The sequence below is a fragment of the Arthrobacter sp. V1I9 genome, assembly GCF_030817075.1.
Lineage (GTDB): Bacteria > Actinomycetota > Actinomycetes > Actinomycetales > Micrococcaceae > Arthrobacter.
In genome coordinates this window covers 461,959-477,775 of record NZ_JAUSYU010000001.1, presented here as the reverse complement: position 1 = coordinate 477,775, position 15,817 = coordinate 461,959, and the positions used below count along the sequence as shown (strand labels likewise).

16 protein-coding genes are annotated in these 15,817 nt (G+C 65.9%); 6 read left to right on the top strand and 10 right to left on the bottom strand.

The genetic code is table 11. The features are described from left to right. Positions 1-15 precede the first annotated feature (15 nt). Positions 16-1,191, bottom strand: a complete 1,176-nt coding sequence (locus QFZ70_RS02280) for a zinc-dependent alcohol dehydrogenase (RefSeq protein WP_307093904.1) — start codon at positions 1,189-1,191, stop codon at positions 16-18. A 178-nt stretch (positions 1,192-1,369) separates the two neighbouring features. On the opposite strand from QFZ70_RS02280, the gene QFZ70_RS02275 reads away from it, so the two are divergent. Next, positions 1,370-1,618, top strand: a complete 249-nt coding sequence (locus QFZ70_RS02275) for a hypothetical protein (RefSeq protein WP_307093903.1) — start codon at positions 1,370-1,372, stop codon at positions 1,616-1,618. Positions 1,619-1,689: 71 nt separating this feature from the next. Here QFZ70_RS02275 and QFZ70_RS02270 read toward each other — a convergent pair whose 3' ends face one another. The 3 genes from QFZ70_RS02270 to QFZ70_RS02260 form a co-directional block, all read right to left on the bottom strand. After that, a complete protein-coding gene (locus tag QFZ70_RS02270; protein WP_307093902.1) occupies positions 1,690-2,400 on the bottom strand; it encodes an HAD family hydrolase in 711 nt (236 codons plus the stop codon). Beyond that, positions 2,400-2,690: a hypothetical protein gene (locus tag QFZ70_RS02265; protein WP_307093901.1), complete on the bottom strand. Its 291-nt coding sequence runs from the start codon at positions 2,688-2,690 to the stop codon at positions 2,400-2,402. The genes QFZ70_RS02270 and QFZ70_RS02265 overlap by 1 nt, the downstream gene beginning before the upstream one ends. A gap of 117 nt (positions 2,691-2,807) precedes the next feature. Next, a complete protein-coding gene (locus tag QFZ70_RS02260) occupies positions 2,808-4,616 on the bottom strand; it encodes a glycoside hydrolase family 15 protein (RefSeq protein ID WP_307093900.1) in 1,809 nt (602 codons plus the stop codon). Positions 4,617-4,703: 87 nt separating this feature from the next. Between QFZ70_RS02260 and QFZ70_RS02255 the strand changes: the two genes are divergently transcribed. Both QFZ70_RS02255 and QFZ70_RS02250 read left to right on the top strand, forming a co-directional pair. Next, positions 4,704-5,435 carry a DUF72 domain-containing protein gene (locus QFZ70_RS02255; RefSeq protein ID WP_307093899.1) on the top strand — a complete coding sequence of 244 codons (732 nt, stop codon included), beginning with the start codon at positions 4,704-4,706 and terminating at the stop codon, positions 5,433-5,435. A gap of 67 nt (positions 5,436-5,502) precedes the next feature. After that, positions 5,503-6,594, top strand: coding sequence for an App1 family protein (locus QFZ70_RS02250; protein WP_307093898.1), 1,092 nt, complete (start codon positions 5,503-5,505; stop codon positions 6,592-6,594). Positions 6,595-6,666: 72 nt separating this feature from the next. Here the strand turns inward: QFZ70_RS02250 and QFZ70_RS02245 are convergent, their stop codons facing one another. Further along, positions 6,667-8,229 carry a glycoside hydrolase family 1 protein gene (locus QFZ70_RS02245; protein ID WP_307093897.1) on the bottom strand — a complete coding sequence of 521 codons (1,563 nt, stop codon included), beginning with the start codon at positions 8,227-8,229 and terminating at the stop codon, positions 6,667-6,669. A 122-nt stretch (positions 8,230-8,351) separates the two neighbouring features. Between QFZ70_RS02245 and QFZ70_RS02240 the strand changes: the two genes are divergently transcribed. Next, entirely contained in the window at positions 8,352-9,740 is a 1,389-nt protein-coding gene (locus QFZ70_RS02240; RefSeq protein WP_307093896.1) for an ATP-binding protein, read from the top strand. Between the two features lie 69 nt (positions 9,741-9,809). Here the strand turns inward: QFZ70_RS02240 and QFZ70_RS02235 are convergent, their stop codons facing one another. The 3 genes from QFZ70_RS02235 to QFZ70_RS02225 form a co-directional block, all read right to left on the bottom strand. Then, positions 9,810-10,187 (bottom strand): hypothetical protein, encoded by a 378-nt coding sequence (locus QFZ70_RS02235; protein WP_307093895.1) that lies wholly within the window; start codon positions 10,185-10,187, stop codon positions 9,810-9,812. An 88-nt stretch (positions 10,188-10,275) separates the two neighbouring features. Next, positions 10,276-10,698, bottom strand: a complete 423-nt coding sequence (locus QFZ70_RS02230) for a J domain-containing protein (RefSeq protein WP_307093894.1) — start codon at positions 10,696-10,698, stop codon at positions 10,276-10,278. A 98-nt stretch (positions 10,699-10,796) separates the two neighbouring features. Then, a complete protein-coding gene (locus tag QFZ70_RS02225) occupies positions 10,797-11,222 on the bottom strand; it encodes an Hsp20/alpha crystallin family protein (RefSeq protein WP_307097771.1) in 426 nt (141 codons plus the stop codon). Between the two features lie 136 nt (positions 11,223-11,358). On the opposite strand from QFZ70_RS02225, the gene QFZ70_RS02220 reads away from it, so the two are divergent. Next, positions 11,359-11,679: a MerR family transcriptional regulator gene (locus QFZ70_RS02220; protein ID WP_307093893.1), complete on the top strand. Its 321-nt coding sequence runs from the start codon at positions 11,359-11,361 to the stop codon at positions 11,677-11,679. A 98-nt stretch (positions 11,680-11,777) separates the two neighbouring features. Here the strand turns inward: QFZ70_RS02220 and QFZ70_RS02215 are convergent, their stop codons facing one another. Beyond that, positions 11,778-12,581, bottom strand: a complete 804-nt coding sequence (locus QFZ70_RS02215) for a phosphatase PAP2 family protein (RefSeq protein ID WP_307093892.1) — start codon at positions 12,579-12,581, stop codon at positions 11,778-11,780. Between the two features lie 141 nt (positions 12,582-12,722). Between QFZ70_RS02215 and QFZ70_RS02210 the strand changes: the two genes are divergently transcribed. Beyond that, positions 12,723-13,835: a DNA alkylation repair protein gene (locus QFZ70_RS02210; RefSeq protein ID WP_307093891.1), complete on the top strand. Its 1,113-nt coding sequence runs from the start codon at positions 12,723-12,725 to the stop codon at positions 13,833-13,835. Between the two features lie 36 nt (positions 13,836-13,871). On the opposite strand, the gene QFZ70_RS02205 is transcribed toward QFZ70_RS02210, so the two are convergent. Beyond that, the gene (locus QFZ70_RS02205; RefSeq protein WP_307093890.1) at positions 13,872-15,671 is read right to left on the bottom strand and encodes a S8 family serine peptidase; all 1,800 of its coding nucleotides are present in this window, start codon (positions 15,669-15,671) and stop codon (positions 13,872-13,874) included. Between the last annotated feature and the right edge of the window lie 146 nt (positions 15,672-15,817).

The following is a 15,817-nucleotide window of genomic DNA, read 5'->3' as shown; positions in this document are numbered from 1 at the left end:
GCCAGTTGGGTCAGGTCAGGGGTTGAGGACCACCTTGATGCAGCCGTCTTCCTTCTTCTGGAACTTCTCGTACAGGGCCGGCGCGCCTTCCAGCCCCGAGCGGTGGGTGACCAGGTCCATCACACCCAGCGGGTCGGCGTCGTCCTCCACGAGGGGAAGGATGTCATCGGTCCAGCGCCGCACGTTGCACTGCCCCATCCGCACCTGGATCTGCTTGTCGAACATGGTCAGCAGCGGCATCGGGCTGGCCTGGCCACCGTAGACCCCGCTCAGGGACAGTGTTCCACCACGCCGCACTGCGTCAATGGAGGTATGGAGCACCGCGAGCCGGTCCACACCAGCGGTTTCCATCGCCTTCTGCGCGAGCTTGTCGGGCAGGAGTCCCAGTGCCTGGTGCGCGAAGCCGGCAACAGGTGAGCCGTGGGCTTCCATCCCGACGGCGTCAATCACCGCGTCCGGGCCCCTTCCGGCCGTCATTTCCCGGAGTTGGTCGGCAACACCTTTGGCGTAATCGAGAGTTTCCACTCCGTGCCGCGCTGCCATGTCCCGCCGTTCTGCGACGGGGTCCACTCCGATGACGCGGAGCCCTCGCTGCACCCCGATGCGGCTGGCGAACTGGCCCACGGGCCCCAGCCCGAATACGGCGAGGGTGCCGCCGGGCGGGACGTCCGCGTACTCCACGCCCTGCCATGCGGTGGGGAGGATGTCGGAGAGGAACAGGTACCGCTCGTCCGGGAGCTCGGATCCCACCTTGATGGGGCCGTAATCCGCGTGGGGCACCCGAAGGTATTCGGCCTGGCCGCCCGGGACGGAACCATAGAGCTCGGAGAAACCAAAGAGCGCAGCGCCGGAACCCTTGTCCTTGACCTGCGTCGTTTCGCACTGGGACTGCAGGCCCTGGTTACACATGTAGCAGTGGCCGCAGGAGATGTTGAAGGGGACCACCACCCGGTCCCCCTTGCGGAGATTGGTGACGGCGCTACCCACCTCTTCCACAACGCCCATCGGTTCGTGGCCGATCACATCGCCCTTGTGCATGTACGGGCCAAGGACCTCGTACAGGTGCAGGTCCGATCCACAGATCGCGGTGGAGGTGATCCGGACGATGGCGTCCGTGGGTTCCTGGATCACCGGGTCCGGTACCTCTGCCACGCTTACCGAGCGCTTTCCCTGCCATGTCAGTGCTTTCACAATTCGCCTTTCCTGGAAGTTTTTCGCTGCAGTCGGGGCTGACAGCCAGTCCTTCGACGCTATCGGTTCCTGCAATAAAAAGTAAGCAGGCTGACTAAACTCCTTGTCGTCGCGCCCTGTGGCTTCTAGCGTAGGAAGAGGCACATCCGCAGACCCGCACCAGTGAAAGAGGAAAAACATGTCGCTCTACCAGCCCGAACCGGTTGAGATCTCCACCCGCATGCGGCCCGGGGAGTGGACGGAGGAGAGCCTGGAACTGCTCGTGCAAAGCTACCGCGAGCGGATCGTGGAGATGGGCGCCAGCCCCACGGCCGTTGTGACGGATATTGACCGGAGCGATGACGGCTCGGTGCGCGTGGCGGTTTCCTGGGACAAGCCCGCCAACGCGGGTGGCGAGGACGCTGTCACCGGCGGCCAGACGCTCTGACGCGGGCGTTGAAAGGTACGACGACGGGCGGCCGGGCAGGGAACGCGGCATCAGTAGGTGGGCGTGAGGAGTCAGGCGCCGGCGAGGAGCCTGCCGATGGCGCTTGAGGTCAGGTTCTGCAGCAGGTCGCGCGGGCCGTCGTAGACTTCCACCGCGCCCGCTTCGCGCAGTTCGCTTGCACGGACCCCGCCGCAGGTGACACCGATCGCCGGAATGCCCAAGGCACCCGCGGCCTTCATGTCCCACACAGCATCCCCCACGAAGATCGCATCCGCCGCTTCCACTCCGATGGCTTCCAGGGCGGCAACGAGGATGTCCGGGGCAGGCTTGCTTTCCTTGGCATCATTGGCACTGGTGGCGGCATCGAGGAAGGCATCTGAGTCCAGAACGGCCTTCATCACCTGCAGATCCTGCTTGCGGGCCGACGAGGCGAGGGCAACCGAGAGCCCCGCGGCATGGCATTGGGCGAGCAGGTCCTTGGCGCCGTCGAAGGTGCGCAGCGCGGGCCAGTGGGAGGCGTACAGCGCACCATGGCTGGCCATAATTTCGGAATCCAGGGACCGGTCCCGGCCCGCCGGCAGGAGGCTGTCCACCAGGCGGTCGCCGCCCATGCCCACGTAGTAGTGGATGGACGCCATCGGTATGTCATAACCCTGCTGGCGGAAAGCGCCCCACCAGGAGATGGTGTGGATGTACGACGAGTCGATCAGGGTGCCGTCAACATCGAAGAGAATCCCCTGGCGGCGGCCGCCGTCGGGGGACCCGGAGTCCGGCGGGGCCATCAGCTGACCGCTGCCCGCCTGGCCCCGGGAGTTTTCCTGGCCCGGGCGGCATCGTCCTTGGCTGTGCTCACGGGACGCACGCGCTCCCGGATCACGGTCCCTGCGCCGTCGTGGCTCTTATCCCTGATAAGGCCTGTCCCCGCGATCTCCCGCGCCATTGCCACTCCGGCAACCGCGGCCCTTTTCGTGGGGAAGGTTACCGAGATGGCCATCAGGTTCCCGGCTCCGTCCATCATCCGGATCCTGTAGCCGCCGTCAGGCGCATCCACGAGCTCAAAATACCCGGCCATTTGCAATCACTCCTCCATCAGTCACGGCACTGTGCTTACTGGGAGCACTCCATGAGGTGTTAGTAAGTATACTTATCTATTCTGCGAAGGAGAAGCCGCACCCTTGGACGCGCCGCCTCAGCGCGCTGCCGCCGTTTCCGGCGGAATGGGGGTGTCACTTCGCCGAACCGTATCCTGATGCAGCTCCAAAGCGCTAGTCACAAGTGCGAAGTGGCTGAAAGCTTGGGGCGTATTGCCCAGTTGCCGGCCCGACCGGACGCCCCATTCCTCACTCAGCAGCCCCACGTCGTTGCGTAATTCAAGGAGGCGTTCGAAGAGTTCCTGGGATTCGTTGTGGCGGCCTGCTCCCAGCAGCGCCTCCACCAGCCAGAAGGAACAAGCAATGAACACGCCCTCATCACCGGGCAGGCCGTCGTCGCTCTCGGCCGGGCGGTACCGGAGCACAAACCCGTCCTCGGTCAGCTCCCGCTGGATGGCTTCGATGGTTCCGATGACGCGGGGATCATCCGGCGGCAGGAACCCCACACGCGGGATCAGGAGGAGGCTGGCGTCGAGCTCCGGCCGGCCATAGGACTGCACGAAGGTGTTCCGGCGGGCGTCGAATCCGTTGTCCATCACGTCCCGGTGGATGGTGTCCCGGAGTGTCTCCCAGCGCTCCACCGGCCCGGGCAGTCCTGATTCACGGACGCCCTTCACCATCCGGTCCGCGGCAACCCAGGCCATGACCTTCGAGTGGGTGAAGTGGCGGCGGGGACCACGCATTTCCCACAGTCCGTTATCTGGCTGGTCCCAGATGGTTTCGAGATGCTCCATCAGTGCCACCTGCACGTCCCACGCCTCGTCGGAGTGCGTGAGCAGGGAGTTGCGCGTCAGCGCAAGGCAGTCCAGGACTTCCCCCCACACGTCCAGCTGGAGCTGTTCGGCGGCGCCGTTGCCGATGCGCACAGGTGATGAGTTTTCGTAGCCCTTCAGCCAGGGAAGCTCCATCTCGGGCAGGCGGCGTTCACCGTGGATTCCGTACATGATCTGCAGGTCCGCGGGGTCGCCGGCCACGGCCCGCAACAACCAGTCCCGCCAGGCCGCAGCTTCGGAGGTGTAACCTGCGGCCAGCAGTGCCTGGAGCGTCATGGTTGCATCGCGCAGCCAGCAGTAGCGGTAGTCCCAGTTGCGGGGGCCGCCCAGCTGCTCGGGCAGTGAGGTGGTCACCGCCGCCACGATGCCGCCGGTCGGGGCGTACGTCAGGCCCTTCAATGTCACGAGGGACCGGACCACAGCCTCCTTGTACTTGCCCTCCACGGTGCACTGCGAAGCCCAGCCGCGCCAATACGCAAACGTGGTGCCCAGCACTTCTTCAGCGTCAACGGTGTGCGGCCGTCCAACATGGCTGGGTGCCCAGGTAAGGACAAAGGGGACCCGCTCCCCTGCGTTGACGGTGAAGTCGCTGACGGTGTGCATGTTCTCGCTGTGAAGCGGGGCCGGGGTGACGAAGTAGACGGCGTCAGGGCCGGCGATGGCGTGCATGCCGTATTCGTCCCGGCGCACCCAGGGGATGATATGGCCGTAGTCGAAGCGAAGGGTCAATTCGCCATGCATCTTTACGCTTCCGCTGACGCCTTCGACGATCCGGACGATGTCCGCCACCGAATCCCGGGGCGGCATAAAGTCGATGACGCGGACTGTTCCGTCGGGTGTTTCCCACTCCGTTTCCAGGATAAGGGTGCCGTCCCGGTAGCCCCGGCGCGTACAGGCGCCGCCGCTCGCCGGCGCGAGGAGCCAGCGCCCCGCGTCGGGAGTATCCAGCAATGCGTTGAAGCACGCGGGGGAATCGAACCGGGGAAGGCAGAGCCAGTCGATGGAGCCCTCTTTGTTGACCAGCGCTCCTGTATGGAGGTCACCGACAACTGCATAGTCTTCAATTCGCGCCATGCCCTTACCCTGCCACAGCCGGCCCCCGAGTGGGCCGGGCGGCGGGGTGTAGCCTCAAAACATCGGCAGCAGTCACCGGAGGCATTCATGGCAATCCACATCGGCACCTCCGGATGGAGCTACAACCACTGGGAGAACGTGCTCTATCCGCCCAAGCTGCCGGTTAAGGACCGGCTCCAGCATTATGTGGCCCGTTTCCATACCGTTGAACTCAATGCCAGCTTCTACCGCTGGCCCCGGGACACAACTTTTGCCGGCTGGAACAAGCGGTTGCCGCCCGGCTTCAACATGTCTGTTAAGGCTCCCCGCGGCCTGACCCACGCCAGGAAGCTCTATGAACCCGAGGTGTGGCTGGAGCGCATTACGCGCTGCTGGCATGAACTTGGTGATAAGCGGGCCGTCCTCCTGGTCCAGCTGCCGCCCGGCATGGAACGCGATGATGCCAGGCTGGACTATTTCCTCGCCGCAGTTCCGGATTGGATCCGGGTGACCGTGGAGTTCCGGCACCCCAGCTGGGACTGCCCCGAGGTCTTCGCCCTGCTGGAACGCCACCGGGCTGCCTACTGCATTATGAGCGGGGCGAATCTTCCCTGTATCCTGCGCACCACCGCGCCCTTCACCTATGTCCGGCTGCATGGGCCGGACCACCAGCACCTGTACGCCGGTTCCTACTCAGATGCGGACCTGCAGTGGTGGGCGGACCGGATCCGGGAGTGGTCCGCAGATGGCCTTGACGTTTACGCCTATTTCAATAACGACGGCGAGGGTCACGCCGTGCGGAACGCCGAGACCCTGCGCGGGATCCTGGGAGAGGGTTGACGTCACACACCGCCCGCAGGGGCCGAAGTTCTCTTCCGCCGGCGCGGCCCTGTGGCAGAGTGGAGCCATGGACACGGCTCCGAACAATTCGTCAGAGAAAACAGCGCACACTCTGCTCCCGGACGCGCTCTCGGGAAACCAGGTGTTCCGGCTGGCACACCGGATCTCGGATGGCGTTAACACTGTGCGGATCCGGCTGGCCAAGCGCTGGAAGTTTATTCCCCAGACCATCGCCTACCAGGGCTACGGCTCCACCAGCCAGGTTCGGGTCCTGGGGCGGGTCCTGCTCACGCAGAAGCCGCTGCCGGGGAGCAAAGCAGAGCACGCCGCGCAGAATGGCAACCAGAACCTCCGCGGCTGGCGCGCCTTCACCAGCGTGCCGCTGCAGTTCACCGACGTCGAGATCACCATCGGCGATGTTGTCACCCACGTCCGGGCGGACCGGGGCGGGCTGATTGACACGGAGGTGAAAGTCCAGCTTTCACCGGGCTGGCACACGGCCGTCCTCCGGGCCGAAGGAACAGAACCTGTGGAGGCCAGAATCCGTGTCATCGCACCGGACGTGAAGTTCGGGATCGTCTCGGACATCGATGACACGGTGATGGTGACGGCCCTGCCCCGGCCGTTCCTGGCGCTCTGGAACACGTTCGTCCTGAGCGAGCGGGCCCGCATGGCCACCCCCGGCATGGCCGTGCTGCTTGACCGGCTCACCATCGAGCACCCCGACGCGCCGGTGATCTACCTGTCCACGGGGCCCTGGAATGCGGCCCCCACGCTGGCCAGGTTCCTGACCCGCAACATGTATCCGTCCGGCGCCCTTCTCCTTACGGACTGGGGCCTGACGCAGGACCGCTGGTTCCGCAGCGGCCAGGACCACAAGCTCCGGAACCTGGCGCGCCTGGCCAGCGAGTTCCCGGACATGCGCTGGCTCCTGATCGGCGACAACGGCCAGCACGACGAAGCGATCTACTCAGAGTTTGCGCAGGAAAACCCGAACAGGGTCGCCGCCATCGCCATCCGGCAACTGTCCGTCAGCGAGTCAGTGTTCGCCGGCGGACACTCGGAGGACGGCGACCACACCGCGTCCCAGGTGCCGTGGATCTACTCCCCGGACGGCGCCGGCATGGCGAAGCAGCTCACCACGCTGGACGTGCTCTAAAGCCCGGGCACGGGACGCGCGCGTGCTGACAGCCGCGCCTCCCGCCGCCCCAGGCTTGGCCAGCCCAACTACCTAGGCGCTGGCACCCAGCGGCGCCACGCCGTCGTCGGGCGCTTCCGTATCGAGAACCTCAGTATCAAGATCCTCGGAGGCCGCTGCCTGTGCGATGGCAACATCAGCGGCGATGGCGAGGTCGCGCTCCTCGATGAGTTCCTGGTACCAGTAGTAGGAGGCCTTGGGTGTCCGCTCCAGGGTGTCCCGGTCCACGTGAAGCAATCCGAAGGGCTGGTTGTAGCCGGCGGACCACTCAAAGTTGTCCATGAGGGACCATACGTAGTAGCCGCGCAGGTCGATGGACTCGGCGTCACCGCCCGGGGCGGTGGCCCGCAACGCTGCCTCAAGGTGGTCCGAGAGGTACTTCAGGCGGCGCTCGTCAGGGATGAACCGCGCGTTGGTGGATTTGTCCCGGACGATGATGTCCTCGAAACTGGCCCCGCCCTCGGTGAGGATGACCGGCGGCAGGTTGGGGTAGCGCTCGGCCATTTCCTTCAGGGCCACCGCCATGTACTCGGGCTTGACCGGCCAGCCGTAGGCGGTGATGTCCGCTTCCGGCCAGGTTTCCACGTGGAAGGGGGTTCCGCCGCTGCCCGCCGCGCTGAGGTCGCTGCCCATCGCCTCGGCCATGCTCGCGGGCACCGCGCCGGCGCCCGGCCCGACAGCCACCTTGGTGGGCATGTAGTAGTTCAGCCCGTAGAAATCGAGGGGCTGGGAAATGAGTTCCATGTCCTCAGGCGGGTGCTCGAAGGAGCTGAAGAACTTGGCCGCGCGGATCAGGTCCGGATATTTGCCGGTCAGCACGGGGTCCGCGTAGAGCCGGTTCTGGGCCAGGTCCATCATGCCCGCACTGATGTAGTCCAGCGGGTTGATGGAGTTCGGGACCATGGGTGAGTAGACGTTTGTCATGCCGATCTCGCCGGGGACTTTCGCCGCCCGCAGGGCCTGCACGGCAAGGCCGTGGCCCAGCAGCTGGTGGTGGACGGTGGGGAAGGCATTCAGGACGAGCTCCTCCCCCGGCGAGTGCAGGCCCAGCGAATAGCCATTGGTGCTCACGGTGGCGGGCTCGTTGATGGTCACCCACCGCGCCACCCTGTCACCGAAGGCCTCGGCAAGGATGCCGGCGTACTCCCCCAGCCGGTAGGCGGTGTCACGGTTCATCCAGCCGCCCGCCTCATCCAGGGCCAGGGGTGTGTCCCAGTGGTAGATCGTGGCCATGGGCGAGATGCCGTTGGCGAGGAGTTCGTCCAGGAGCCGGTCGTAAAAGGCCAGGCCGGCCTTGTTCGCAGGGCCGCTGCCGGTGGGCTGGATGCGGGGCCAGGCGAACGAGAACCGGTACGAGTCCACGCCCAGCTGCTTCATGAGGGCAACATCCTGCGGCATGCGGTGATAGTGGTCGCAGGCCACCACGGGGCTGTGGTCCTCGACGATGTTGCCCGGCTTGGCCGAAAACACATCCCAGCCGGCAGGTCCGCGGCCGTCCTCATCCAGTGCGCCTTCGATCTGGAAGGCTGCGGTTGCCACTCCAAGGGTGAACCCCGGCGGGATGAGTGCGGCGAGGTCCCTGGCGGAAATATGCATTGAACAAATCCTTACTACGGACAGAACGGTACCCACGAAAGTTTTTTGAACCCACGCGAGGTCAGGACCATATCCTCGCACGATTCCCGGGCTGCTGGTGCGCGTGCTGCTAGGGTCTGGGAATGGATGAAAAACTGGGGAAGTTCATCGACAATTTTGCTGATTTGGTGCAGCTGGCACAGGCCCGCAGCCATCGGCGCCAGGCAGGGGTGCAGCTGCTGGATACGCTGACCGGGCACCTGGGGCTGGCTGCCGAAGACCTCGCCGTGGTGGAGGAACAAATCCCGCCGCACAGGTTCGTGGACGCAGACATTGTGATGGCCGGGCTCGCCGCACTGGATCCGGAAAGCCGGCTGGTGGGGATCGGCGGCGGCGGCCAGCGGCACCACCAGTCCTTGAGCGACATGCTTCAGCAGTCACAGGCCTTCCCGCAGTTCCCGCTCGCCCAGCCGGACTACGTCAACCTGGCCGTGGGGCCGGATACCCAGCGCCAGGCGGTGGGTTTCGGCCTGCGGCTTATGACGTACGACGGCGGCCGGCTGGCTGTTCTGCAGCGCGCCGCGGATCCGCGCGCCGGCCGGGAGACGGCCTCCCTTGAAGTGGCGCCGGAAAACACCGAAACGGGCACGGCCTTCCTGGCTGAGTACCGGCGGCGGATGGACAGCCACAGTGTGCTGAAAGGGCAGGTTATTTCCCTGACCATGGGTGAATTCGGACCGAGCAGCGGCGGGGTTACCTTCCACCACCGGCCGCACCTGCCGGGGCAGGAAGTTATCCTTCCAACGGGCCTCCTACAGAAGGTGGCGGGCCACGCGGTTGGCATCGCCGCGCACCGGGAGTCCCTGAAGCGGCACGGCCAGCACCTCAAGCGGGGCGTCCTGCTGTACGGCCCGCCCGGGACCGGCAAGACGCACACCGTTCGGTATCTGCTCGGGCAGAGCGAGGGCACCACTGCAATCCTCCTCAGCGGCGGTTCCCTTGCCCGGATCTCGGAGGCGGCGCGGATGGCACGTGCGTTGCAGCCCTCGATGGTGGTGCTGGAGGACTGCGACCTCATCGCGGAGGACCGGAGTTTCGGCCACGGGCCGCAACCGCTGCTCTTTGAAGTCCTGGATGCCATGGACGGCCTGGACAACGACGCCGACGTCGCCTTTGTCCTCACCACCAACCGGCCGGACATGCTGGAGCGTGCGCTGGCGCAGCGGCCCGGCCGGGTGGACCTCGCCGTGGAGATCCCGTTGCCCGCTCTCAACGAGCGGATAGAGCTCATTCGGCTTTACGGCCGGCAGGCCAGTTTCAGTCCCGACGCCGTGGCTGCCGCCGCCGAACGTACGGACGGGACCACAGCGTCGTTTGCCCGCGAACTGGTACGCCGTGCCGTTGTGGCCGCGGCCCTCGAGGACGTGCCGGTGTCCGACTCCCACCTCGCAGCGGCTGCGGAAGAGCTGCTGGGTGACGCTGAATCCCTGACCCGGAGCCTGCTGGGCAGCGGAGCCGTGGAAACCGTCTGACGGCAACCGTTGCCGTTCGGGCGCCCGGCCTCCCGGGTTAACTGGCGGCCGCGGCGCAGAGGTTCAAGCTCACTGGTCGCCGAACAGGAATTCCTTGGCGTGAGCCACAGCCTTGCGGAAGGCATCGTTCCGGAGCGTGACCAGGTGCTCCGTGTCGCCGTCGGCCGGTTCCAGGTACCCTGTGTATCCCGGCCGCAGGACCCAGATGTCCCCTGACGGCGGAAGATAGAACACCCCGAAAGACCGCTGCTGCCTTTCGTCGTTCGTCCACACCGGGACCACAGCCAGCGCCGCGCCGGTGGTGGGGTTGATCCATTGGGCTCGGGGAAGGGGCTCCTCATGGGCTTCCGGATCCAGGAACGGCGCGGTGCCCTTGCCCCACCGCTGTTCGAAACGCTCATGGAACACCGGCATCAGGTGTGAATCGTAGCGGCGCCAATCGCTCATACAGTTTCCCGCCTCTCGAAGTGGTGGCCGGGGTCGATCCCCCGGGCCTGCAGGGTCCCGGTATGCGGTCCGGCAGGCCAATCGGCTATCAGGCCCACGGTCCGCTTTCCCAACGCACGGGGGTGATTCGGATGGTGTTTCCGGAAGAAGCCGGCTGGTGCCGGACCTTCCGGACCGGGATGTCCGTCCCGCTCCGGCTCGCCGGTGCTGCGCCGGTTGCCGGTTCTGCCTGCTCTTCCCGGTCATAGGCCTCCCGCCGGACTGGATCGCGCAGGACGGCAAAGGCCTGCATGATTCGCAGCAGCTCGGCCTCCCGCTGCTGCATACCTCCAACTGCGCCGGTATTGTCCACTCCGTTCTGCAAGCCCCTCGGCCCGCCGGCCGCATCCCTGCCACCTTCCAAGTCCGGATGGTGGCTGCGCATCAGGGCCCGGTAGGCGCGCGAGATCTGCTGCTGGGAAGCATCACGCGGGACGTGCAGGGTGGCATAGTAATCCGGGGTATTGCTCATGTCAGTTCCGGCTCCACAGGGCTGGCCCGGCGGACGGGCAGTGCCGGATGCGGGCGGCGCAGGACAACCCGGGTTGCCCTGCGCCCGCCACTGCCGGCCTAGGTTCCGATTTGGTGCAGCTGGCTCTGCTGCGTCTCGATTTCGATCTTGCGCGGCTTGGCCTGTTCCGCCACCGCGATTCGCAGCGTCAGGACACCTTGGTCGTAGCTGGCCTTGATGTTGTCCGTCTTCAGGGTGTCGCCCAGGATCAACTGGCGGCTGAAGACGCCGCGCGGACGCTCGGAGGCCACCAGCTCCACATTGGGCTGGGTGGGATCCTGGCGTTCCGCCCGGACCGTAAGCACGTTGCGCTCAACGTTCAGATCCAGTGAATCGAGCTTGACGCCCGGAAGATCGAAGGCCACCACAAACTCCCCGTCTTCCTGCCAGGCATCCATAGGCATGGCGGCCGGACGGGCGGCAGTTCCAAAGACCTGCTGCGTGAGCCGGTCCAGCTCACGGAACGGGTCCGTGCGCATCAACATCATTTCCCACTCCTTCAACTTGTTAGATGTTGGATCGGTACTGTATCCACCCCAGGATCTATGGTAGTGAACATAGATTTTTTATAGCACCTGTGAAACACTGAAGCAAGACTCATCGAAGTTTTTTGGAGAACTGATGGCAGAGCGGGAAGCAGGACGGGCGCCAGTGCCCGCAAAGGGTCGCGCACTTTACGCCATCTCTGTGGCGGCGAAGCTGGCGGGCACAGGCCAGCAGAACATCCGCCTCTATGAGACGCGGGGCCTGCTGACGCCGTCGCGTACTTCCGGCGGCACCCGGCAGTACAGTGACGCGGACATCGCGGTACTGCTTCGCATCGGGGAACTCCTGGAACAGGGCCTGAACCTCGCCGGCGTAGCCAAGGTGCTGGAACTCGAGGAAGCCAACGTCAAGCTCCATCTTGCCCTCAAGCGGGCCCGGTCCCGGCCGCCCGCCTGAGCGATCAGCGGCTGGGAGGGAACAGCCAACGGGACCGTGTCCAGGCGCGCTGCCTGCGGCTGACCGCCCGGTTCAGTCGCCCGGTTCAGTCGCCCGGTTCAGTCGCCCGGCGCGTCCGCCTTCGACAATTCGCCGGTGATCCGCTCGCCCGGAACCCTCGCCGTCCGCCACGTGTCCAGGGCGATAACTCCGCCCAGGATAATCAGGGACAACGAAAGCGACGCCAGCGCATCGCTGAGCCAGTGGTAGCCCAGGTACAGCCGGCTTAGTGCTGCCAGCACAATGCCGATGCCCGCTCCAATGAACCCGAACACGGCAGCGTGCCGGTTGCTGCGCCGGGAGTAGATCAGGAAGGCACCCACCAGCAGGAAGTCGCATGCTCCCAGGACATGTCCGGACGGGAACGAAAAGGTGTGGTCAATGCCGAAGAGCATCTGGTCCACGGGGGGACGCGACCGCCGCACAATCTGGAGGATGATCTGCGAAATGATGACCCCGGTGAGCATCGCGGACGCCAGGAGTATTGGACGCCAGGCATGCTTCGCAGCAAATCCCCACGCCACAACCACCACCAGGACAATGATGGGGAGGGCAATGGGACCGAAGACCACGGCCAGGAAGATCATGACCACCGTAAGGGTTTCGGATCTCAGCCCGAGCAGCCAATCCCGGGCAGGGCCGTCGGCGGCAGACAGGCCATCGGCCTGCACCACGCTGATCAGGGTCGCGAGGAAGAGCGCCACCCCCAGCAACGCAAGGATGATGGCCGACCAGTACAGGCCGCGCCGGTCGCCCGGCTCCAGATAGCGCTCCTCCACCACGAACTTGTCATGGAATACCCGCCATTTGCCGGCACCTTTCCCGGTGACTCCGGAACCCATAGACCCCTGCTGTCCTGCCATGCCCATCCCTAGGTGGTGAAGAAATGCTTAGGGTGAAGATTATCCCGCTTGCCCGCTGTGATCAGTAGCCAGGAACGGCCCTTTCCGCCAGGGTGCTGGTGGGCCGGCGGAATCGTCGTACCCCGGCGGTAGCCTGACTGCATGGGCGTTATGAACGAGCTGATCGATCCGCCGAGCATTGAAGCGCTCACCCGCATCCTGGCGGAAAGCGCACCGGCAGTGCAGTGGGCGCAAACGGCTGCCGCTGCATCCCTGCTTGGTGACCTGAACTTACGCGCGCGGACCGATCTCGTGGCCGAAGCCCTTGTGGCTGACATCAGCACGAGTCCGGTCCCGGGATATACGACCGCGTCCGTCAGCTTCCGGGCGGCGCTGTCAGTCCCGGAATTCACCGGCTGGGTCCTCTGGCCGGTTTCGGAGGCGGCCGTCACCCTCGCCCTCGCGTCCGGTGCAACGGAGGACTTCGACGACTGCCTGGCCCTGCTCGCTGAATTGACGCCAAGGCTTACCGGGGAATTCGCCGTCCGCCGCCTCCTTGCCAGGGACCCGGACCGGGCCTTGGCAGCAATCCTCGGCTGGACGGTCCACCCGGATGAGCACGTCCGCCGCCTCGCGAGCGAAGGCACGCGTCCCTACCTGCCGTGGGCCGTGCGAGTCCCGGCCCTCGTCCAGCGGCCCGAAGCCACCCTGCCCATCCTCACTGTCCTCTACCGCGACCCGTCCGAATACGTCCGGCGTTCCGTGGCCAACCACCTCAACGATCTCGCCCGGCATGCACCCGGTGCTGTTGTGGCCACAGCTGGTCAGTGGCTCTCCGCACCGGACGGCAACACCGGATGGGTGGTCCGCCAAGGGCTCCGCACGCTGGTCAAGAAGGGGCATCCCGGCGCGCTGGCGCTGCTGGGCTTCACGCCGGCGTCGGTGGCTGTGACCGGGCCGCGCCTCGACCAGGAAATCCTCTCGGTGCCAGGTGAGTTGACCTTTGCCTTTGAGATTTCCAATACCGGCACCGAGGACGTGCGTCTTGTGGTGGATTACCTGGTCCACTACCGCAAGGCCAATGGCAGCCAGTCCGCGAAGGTCTTCAAAATCTCAACCCTGACCCTTGCGCCCGGCGAGAGCAGGAGCGTGTCCAAGCGCCACGCGTTCAGGCAGATGACCACCAGGGTGCACCATCCGGGACTGCATGCGCTGGAGCTTCAGATCAACGGCGCCGTGCATGGGCGCACCGAGTTCCTGCTGGAAATGGCGTAGTTCCTGCTGCGATGGCCCAGTTCCTGCTGCTCTGGCCTAGAAGGAACCGGTGGTGAACTGCCAGCTCCTGCCGGCGAACGGGTTCCCGGCAAGGTCGCTCACCCCGCCGCTGCCGCCGGTCACCGTCACGGTGTACTTGGTCTTCGGCGCAAGGGCCTGCTGGGGGTTCAGGATCCATTGGTTGGTGGTGCTGTTCCGGTAAACGGCGGCCGGCACCACCGCGCCGGTAGCGGCATTCTTCACCGTGAAGGTGGTTCCGTTGACGCCCTGGACCGCTTCGCTGAAGCCCACGCTGATGTTGTTATTCCGGCGCACCAGCAGCTTGTTGCTGGTGGGCGTTGTGCCCGTAACAACGGGTGCCGGGCCGGTCAGGAAGGTCCAGCTGGTGGATGCCAGCGGGGTTCCTGCGCTGTCACGGATGGCTGAGGCGCCGCCCACCAGCGTGGCCGTATAGCGGGTGTCGGTTGCCAGGCCGGCGGCCGGGTTCAGGGTGGCAGTACGGGTGGTGGCGTTGTAGGTGACGGCGGCAGGGATGGTGCTGCCCGCCGCATTCTTGAGCGCAAACGTCCCCGTGGTGACGCCCTGGACGGCGGCACTGAAAGTGGCAGTGACATTTGTTCCCGTTGCCACGGCCGTTGCGTTTGCTCCCGGGGTAGCGGCGGTTACGGTGGGAGCCGGAGCCGGAGCCGGAGCCGGAGCGGGAGCCGGAGCAACAGCGCCGGCAAACAGCAGCCGGTTGGGGGTGCCGCTCGTGGCACCGGTAACCACGCCGGCCGTGGCGTTGGATACGAGTGCGCCTGCCACCTGGGCCGGTGAGAGTGCGGGGTTCTGGGAGAGCAGCACTGCGGCTGCCCCGGCCGTGTGGGGAGCGGCCATCGAGGTTCCGGACATGGATACCGTGGCGGTGGCAGAGGTGTGGTGGGCCGAGGTGATACCGACGCCGGGCGCGTAGAGGTCCACGCAGGAGCCGAAGTTGGAGAAGGATGCCTGCCGGTCAGCGGAGTCGCTGGCAGCCACCGTTACTGCTCCGGGGACGCGGGCGGGGGAATTGCTGCAGGCATCCACGGCGGAGTTGCCGGCTGCAACCACCGCGGTAACGCCGTCGTCCATAACAGCCTGGATGGCCGCGTCAACAGCGGAGCTGGCGGCGCCGCCGAGGCTGAGGTTGGCCACTGCAGGCGTCCCGGCTGTGTGGTGGGCGGCGATCCAGTCCAGTCCCGCAACCACGTCCGAGTTGTAGCCGGAGCCGTTGCAGTCGAGCACACGCACCGGCACCACGGTGGCGCCCTTGGCCACACCGTAGCTGGAACCGGCCACCGAGCCGGCCACGTGGGTGCCATGGCCGTTGCAGTCGCTCGAACCCAGGCCGTCGGCCACGGCGGACCAGCCGGCTGCCACCCGGCCGCCGAAATCTGCATGCGAGGCAAGGACACCGGTGTCCACCACGTACGCGCTCACACCTGCTCCGGACGCCGTCCACGAGTAGGACCCGGACAAGGGCAAGGACCGCTGGTCCACCCGGTCCAGGCCCCAGGGTGCGGGCTGCTGGGATGCGGAAAGATTGACGGGTGCATCCACTTCCACGGAAACCACGCGGCCGGAGCGGGCCAGCGCAGCCGCCTGTGCCGGGTTGGCGTTTACCACTGCGCCGCGGAAGGCGCGGGTAAAGGTACGGCCCACGGCCAGTCCCTGCCCCCGCATGCCGGCTGCCTCTGAGGCAACATCGGCATTGGCTGCGTACCGGACGATGTAGCGGCCCGTCGTTCCGGGATCGGCCGTCGGAGCGGCTGATGCCGGCACGGCGGCTGCGGAAAGGGCGACTGCGGAAACCAGCACTGCTGCGGCGGGCAGCAGAAAGGATGGAGTGCGAATTTTGGGGTCCTTGCTTCGGCGTTGCGCTCTGCGCGGGCAGGTAAACCATCCGCCCTACCTCAAGATTAGGACCCGTTTCCGCGCTGGAACGGGGTCTTGCAGGATCCTGC

Coding starts and splice junctions, on each gene's coding strand:
- QFZ70_RS02255 (WP_307093899.1), top strand. CDS start 4,704: ATGGCAATCCACATCGGCACCTCCGGATGGAGCTACAACCACTGGGAG.
- QFZ70_RS02210 (WP_307093891.1), top strand. CDS start 12,723: ATGGGCGTTATGAACGAGCTGATCGATCCGCCGAGCATTGAAGCGCTC.
- QFZ70_RS02245 (WP_307093897.1), bottom strand. CDS start 8,229: ATGCATATTTCCGCCAGGGACCTCGCCGCACTCATCCCGCCGGGGTTC.
- QFZ70_RS02230 (WP_307093894.1), bottom strand. CDS start 10,698: ATGAGCAATACCCCGGATTACTATGCCACCCTGCACGTCCCGCGTGAT.
- QFZ70_RS02250 (WP_307093898.1), top strand. CDS start 5,503: ATGGACACGGCTCCGAACAATTCGTCAGAGAAAACAGCGCACACTCTG.
- QFZ70_RS02235 (WP_307093895.1), bottom strand. CDS start 10,187: ATGAGCGATTGGCGCCGCTACGATTCACACCTGATGCCGGTGTTCCAT.
- QFZ70_RS02220 (WP_307093893.1), top strand. CDS start 11,359: ATGGCAGAGCGGGAAGCAGGACGGGCGCCAGTGCCCGCAAAGGGTCGC.
- QFZ70_RS02275 (WP_307093903.1), top strand. CDS start 1,370: ATGTCGCTCTACCAGCCCGAACCGGTTGAGATCTCCACCCGCATGCGG.
- QFZ70_RS02215 (WP_307093892.1), bottom strand. CDS start 12,581: ATGGCAGGACAGCAGGGGTCTATGGGTTCCGGAGTCACCGGGAAAGGT.
- QFZ70_RS02260 (WP_307093900.1), bottom strand. CDS start 4,616: ATGGCGCGAATTGAAGACTATGCAGTTGTCGGTGACCTCCATACAGGA.
- QFZ70_RS02270 (WP_307093902.1), bottom strand. CDS start 2,400: ATGGCCCCGCCGGACTCCGGGTCCCCCGACGGCGGCCGCCGCCAGGGG.
- QFZ70_RS02225 (WP_307097771.1), bottom strand. CDS start 11,222: ATGTTGATGCGCACGGACCCGTTCCGTGAGCTGGACCGGCTCACGCAG.
- QFZ70_RS02265 (WP_307093901.1), bottom strand. CDS start 2,690: ATGGCCGGGTATTTTGAGCTCGTGGATGCGCCTGACGGCGGCTACAGG.
- QFZ70_RS02240 (WP_307093896.1), top strand. CDS start 8,352: ATGGATGAAAAACTGGGGAAGTTCATCGACAATTTTGCTGATTTGGTG.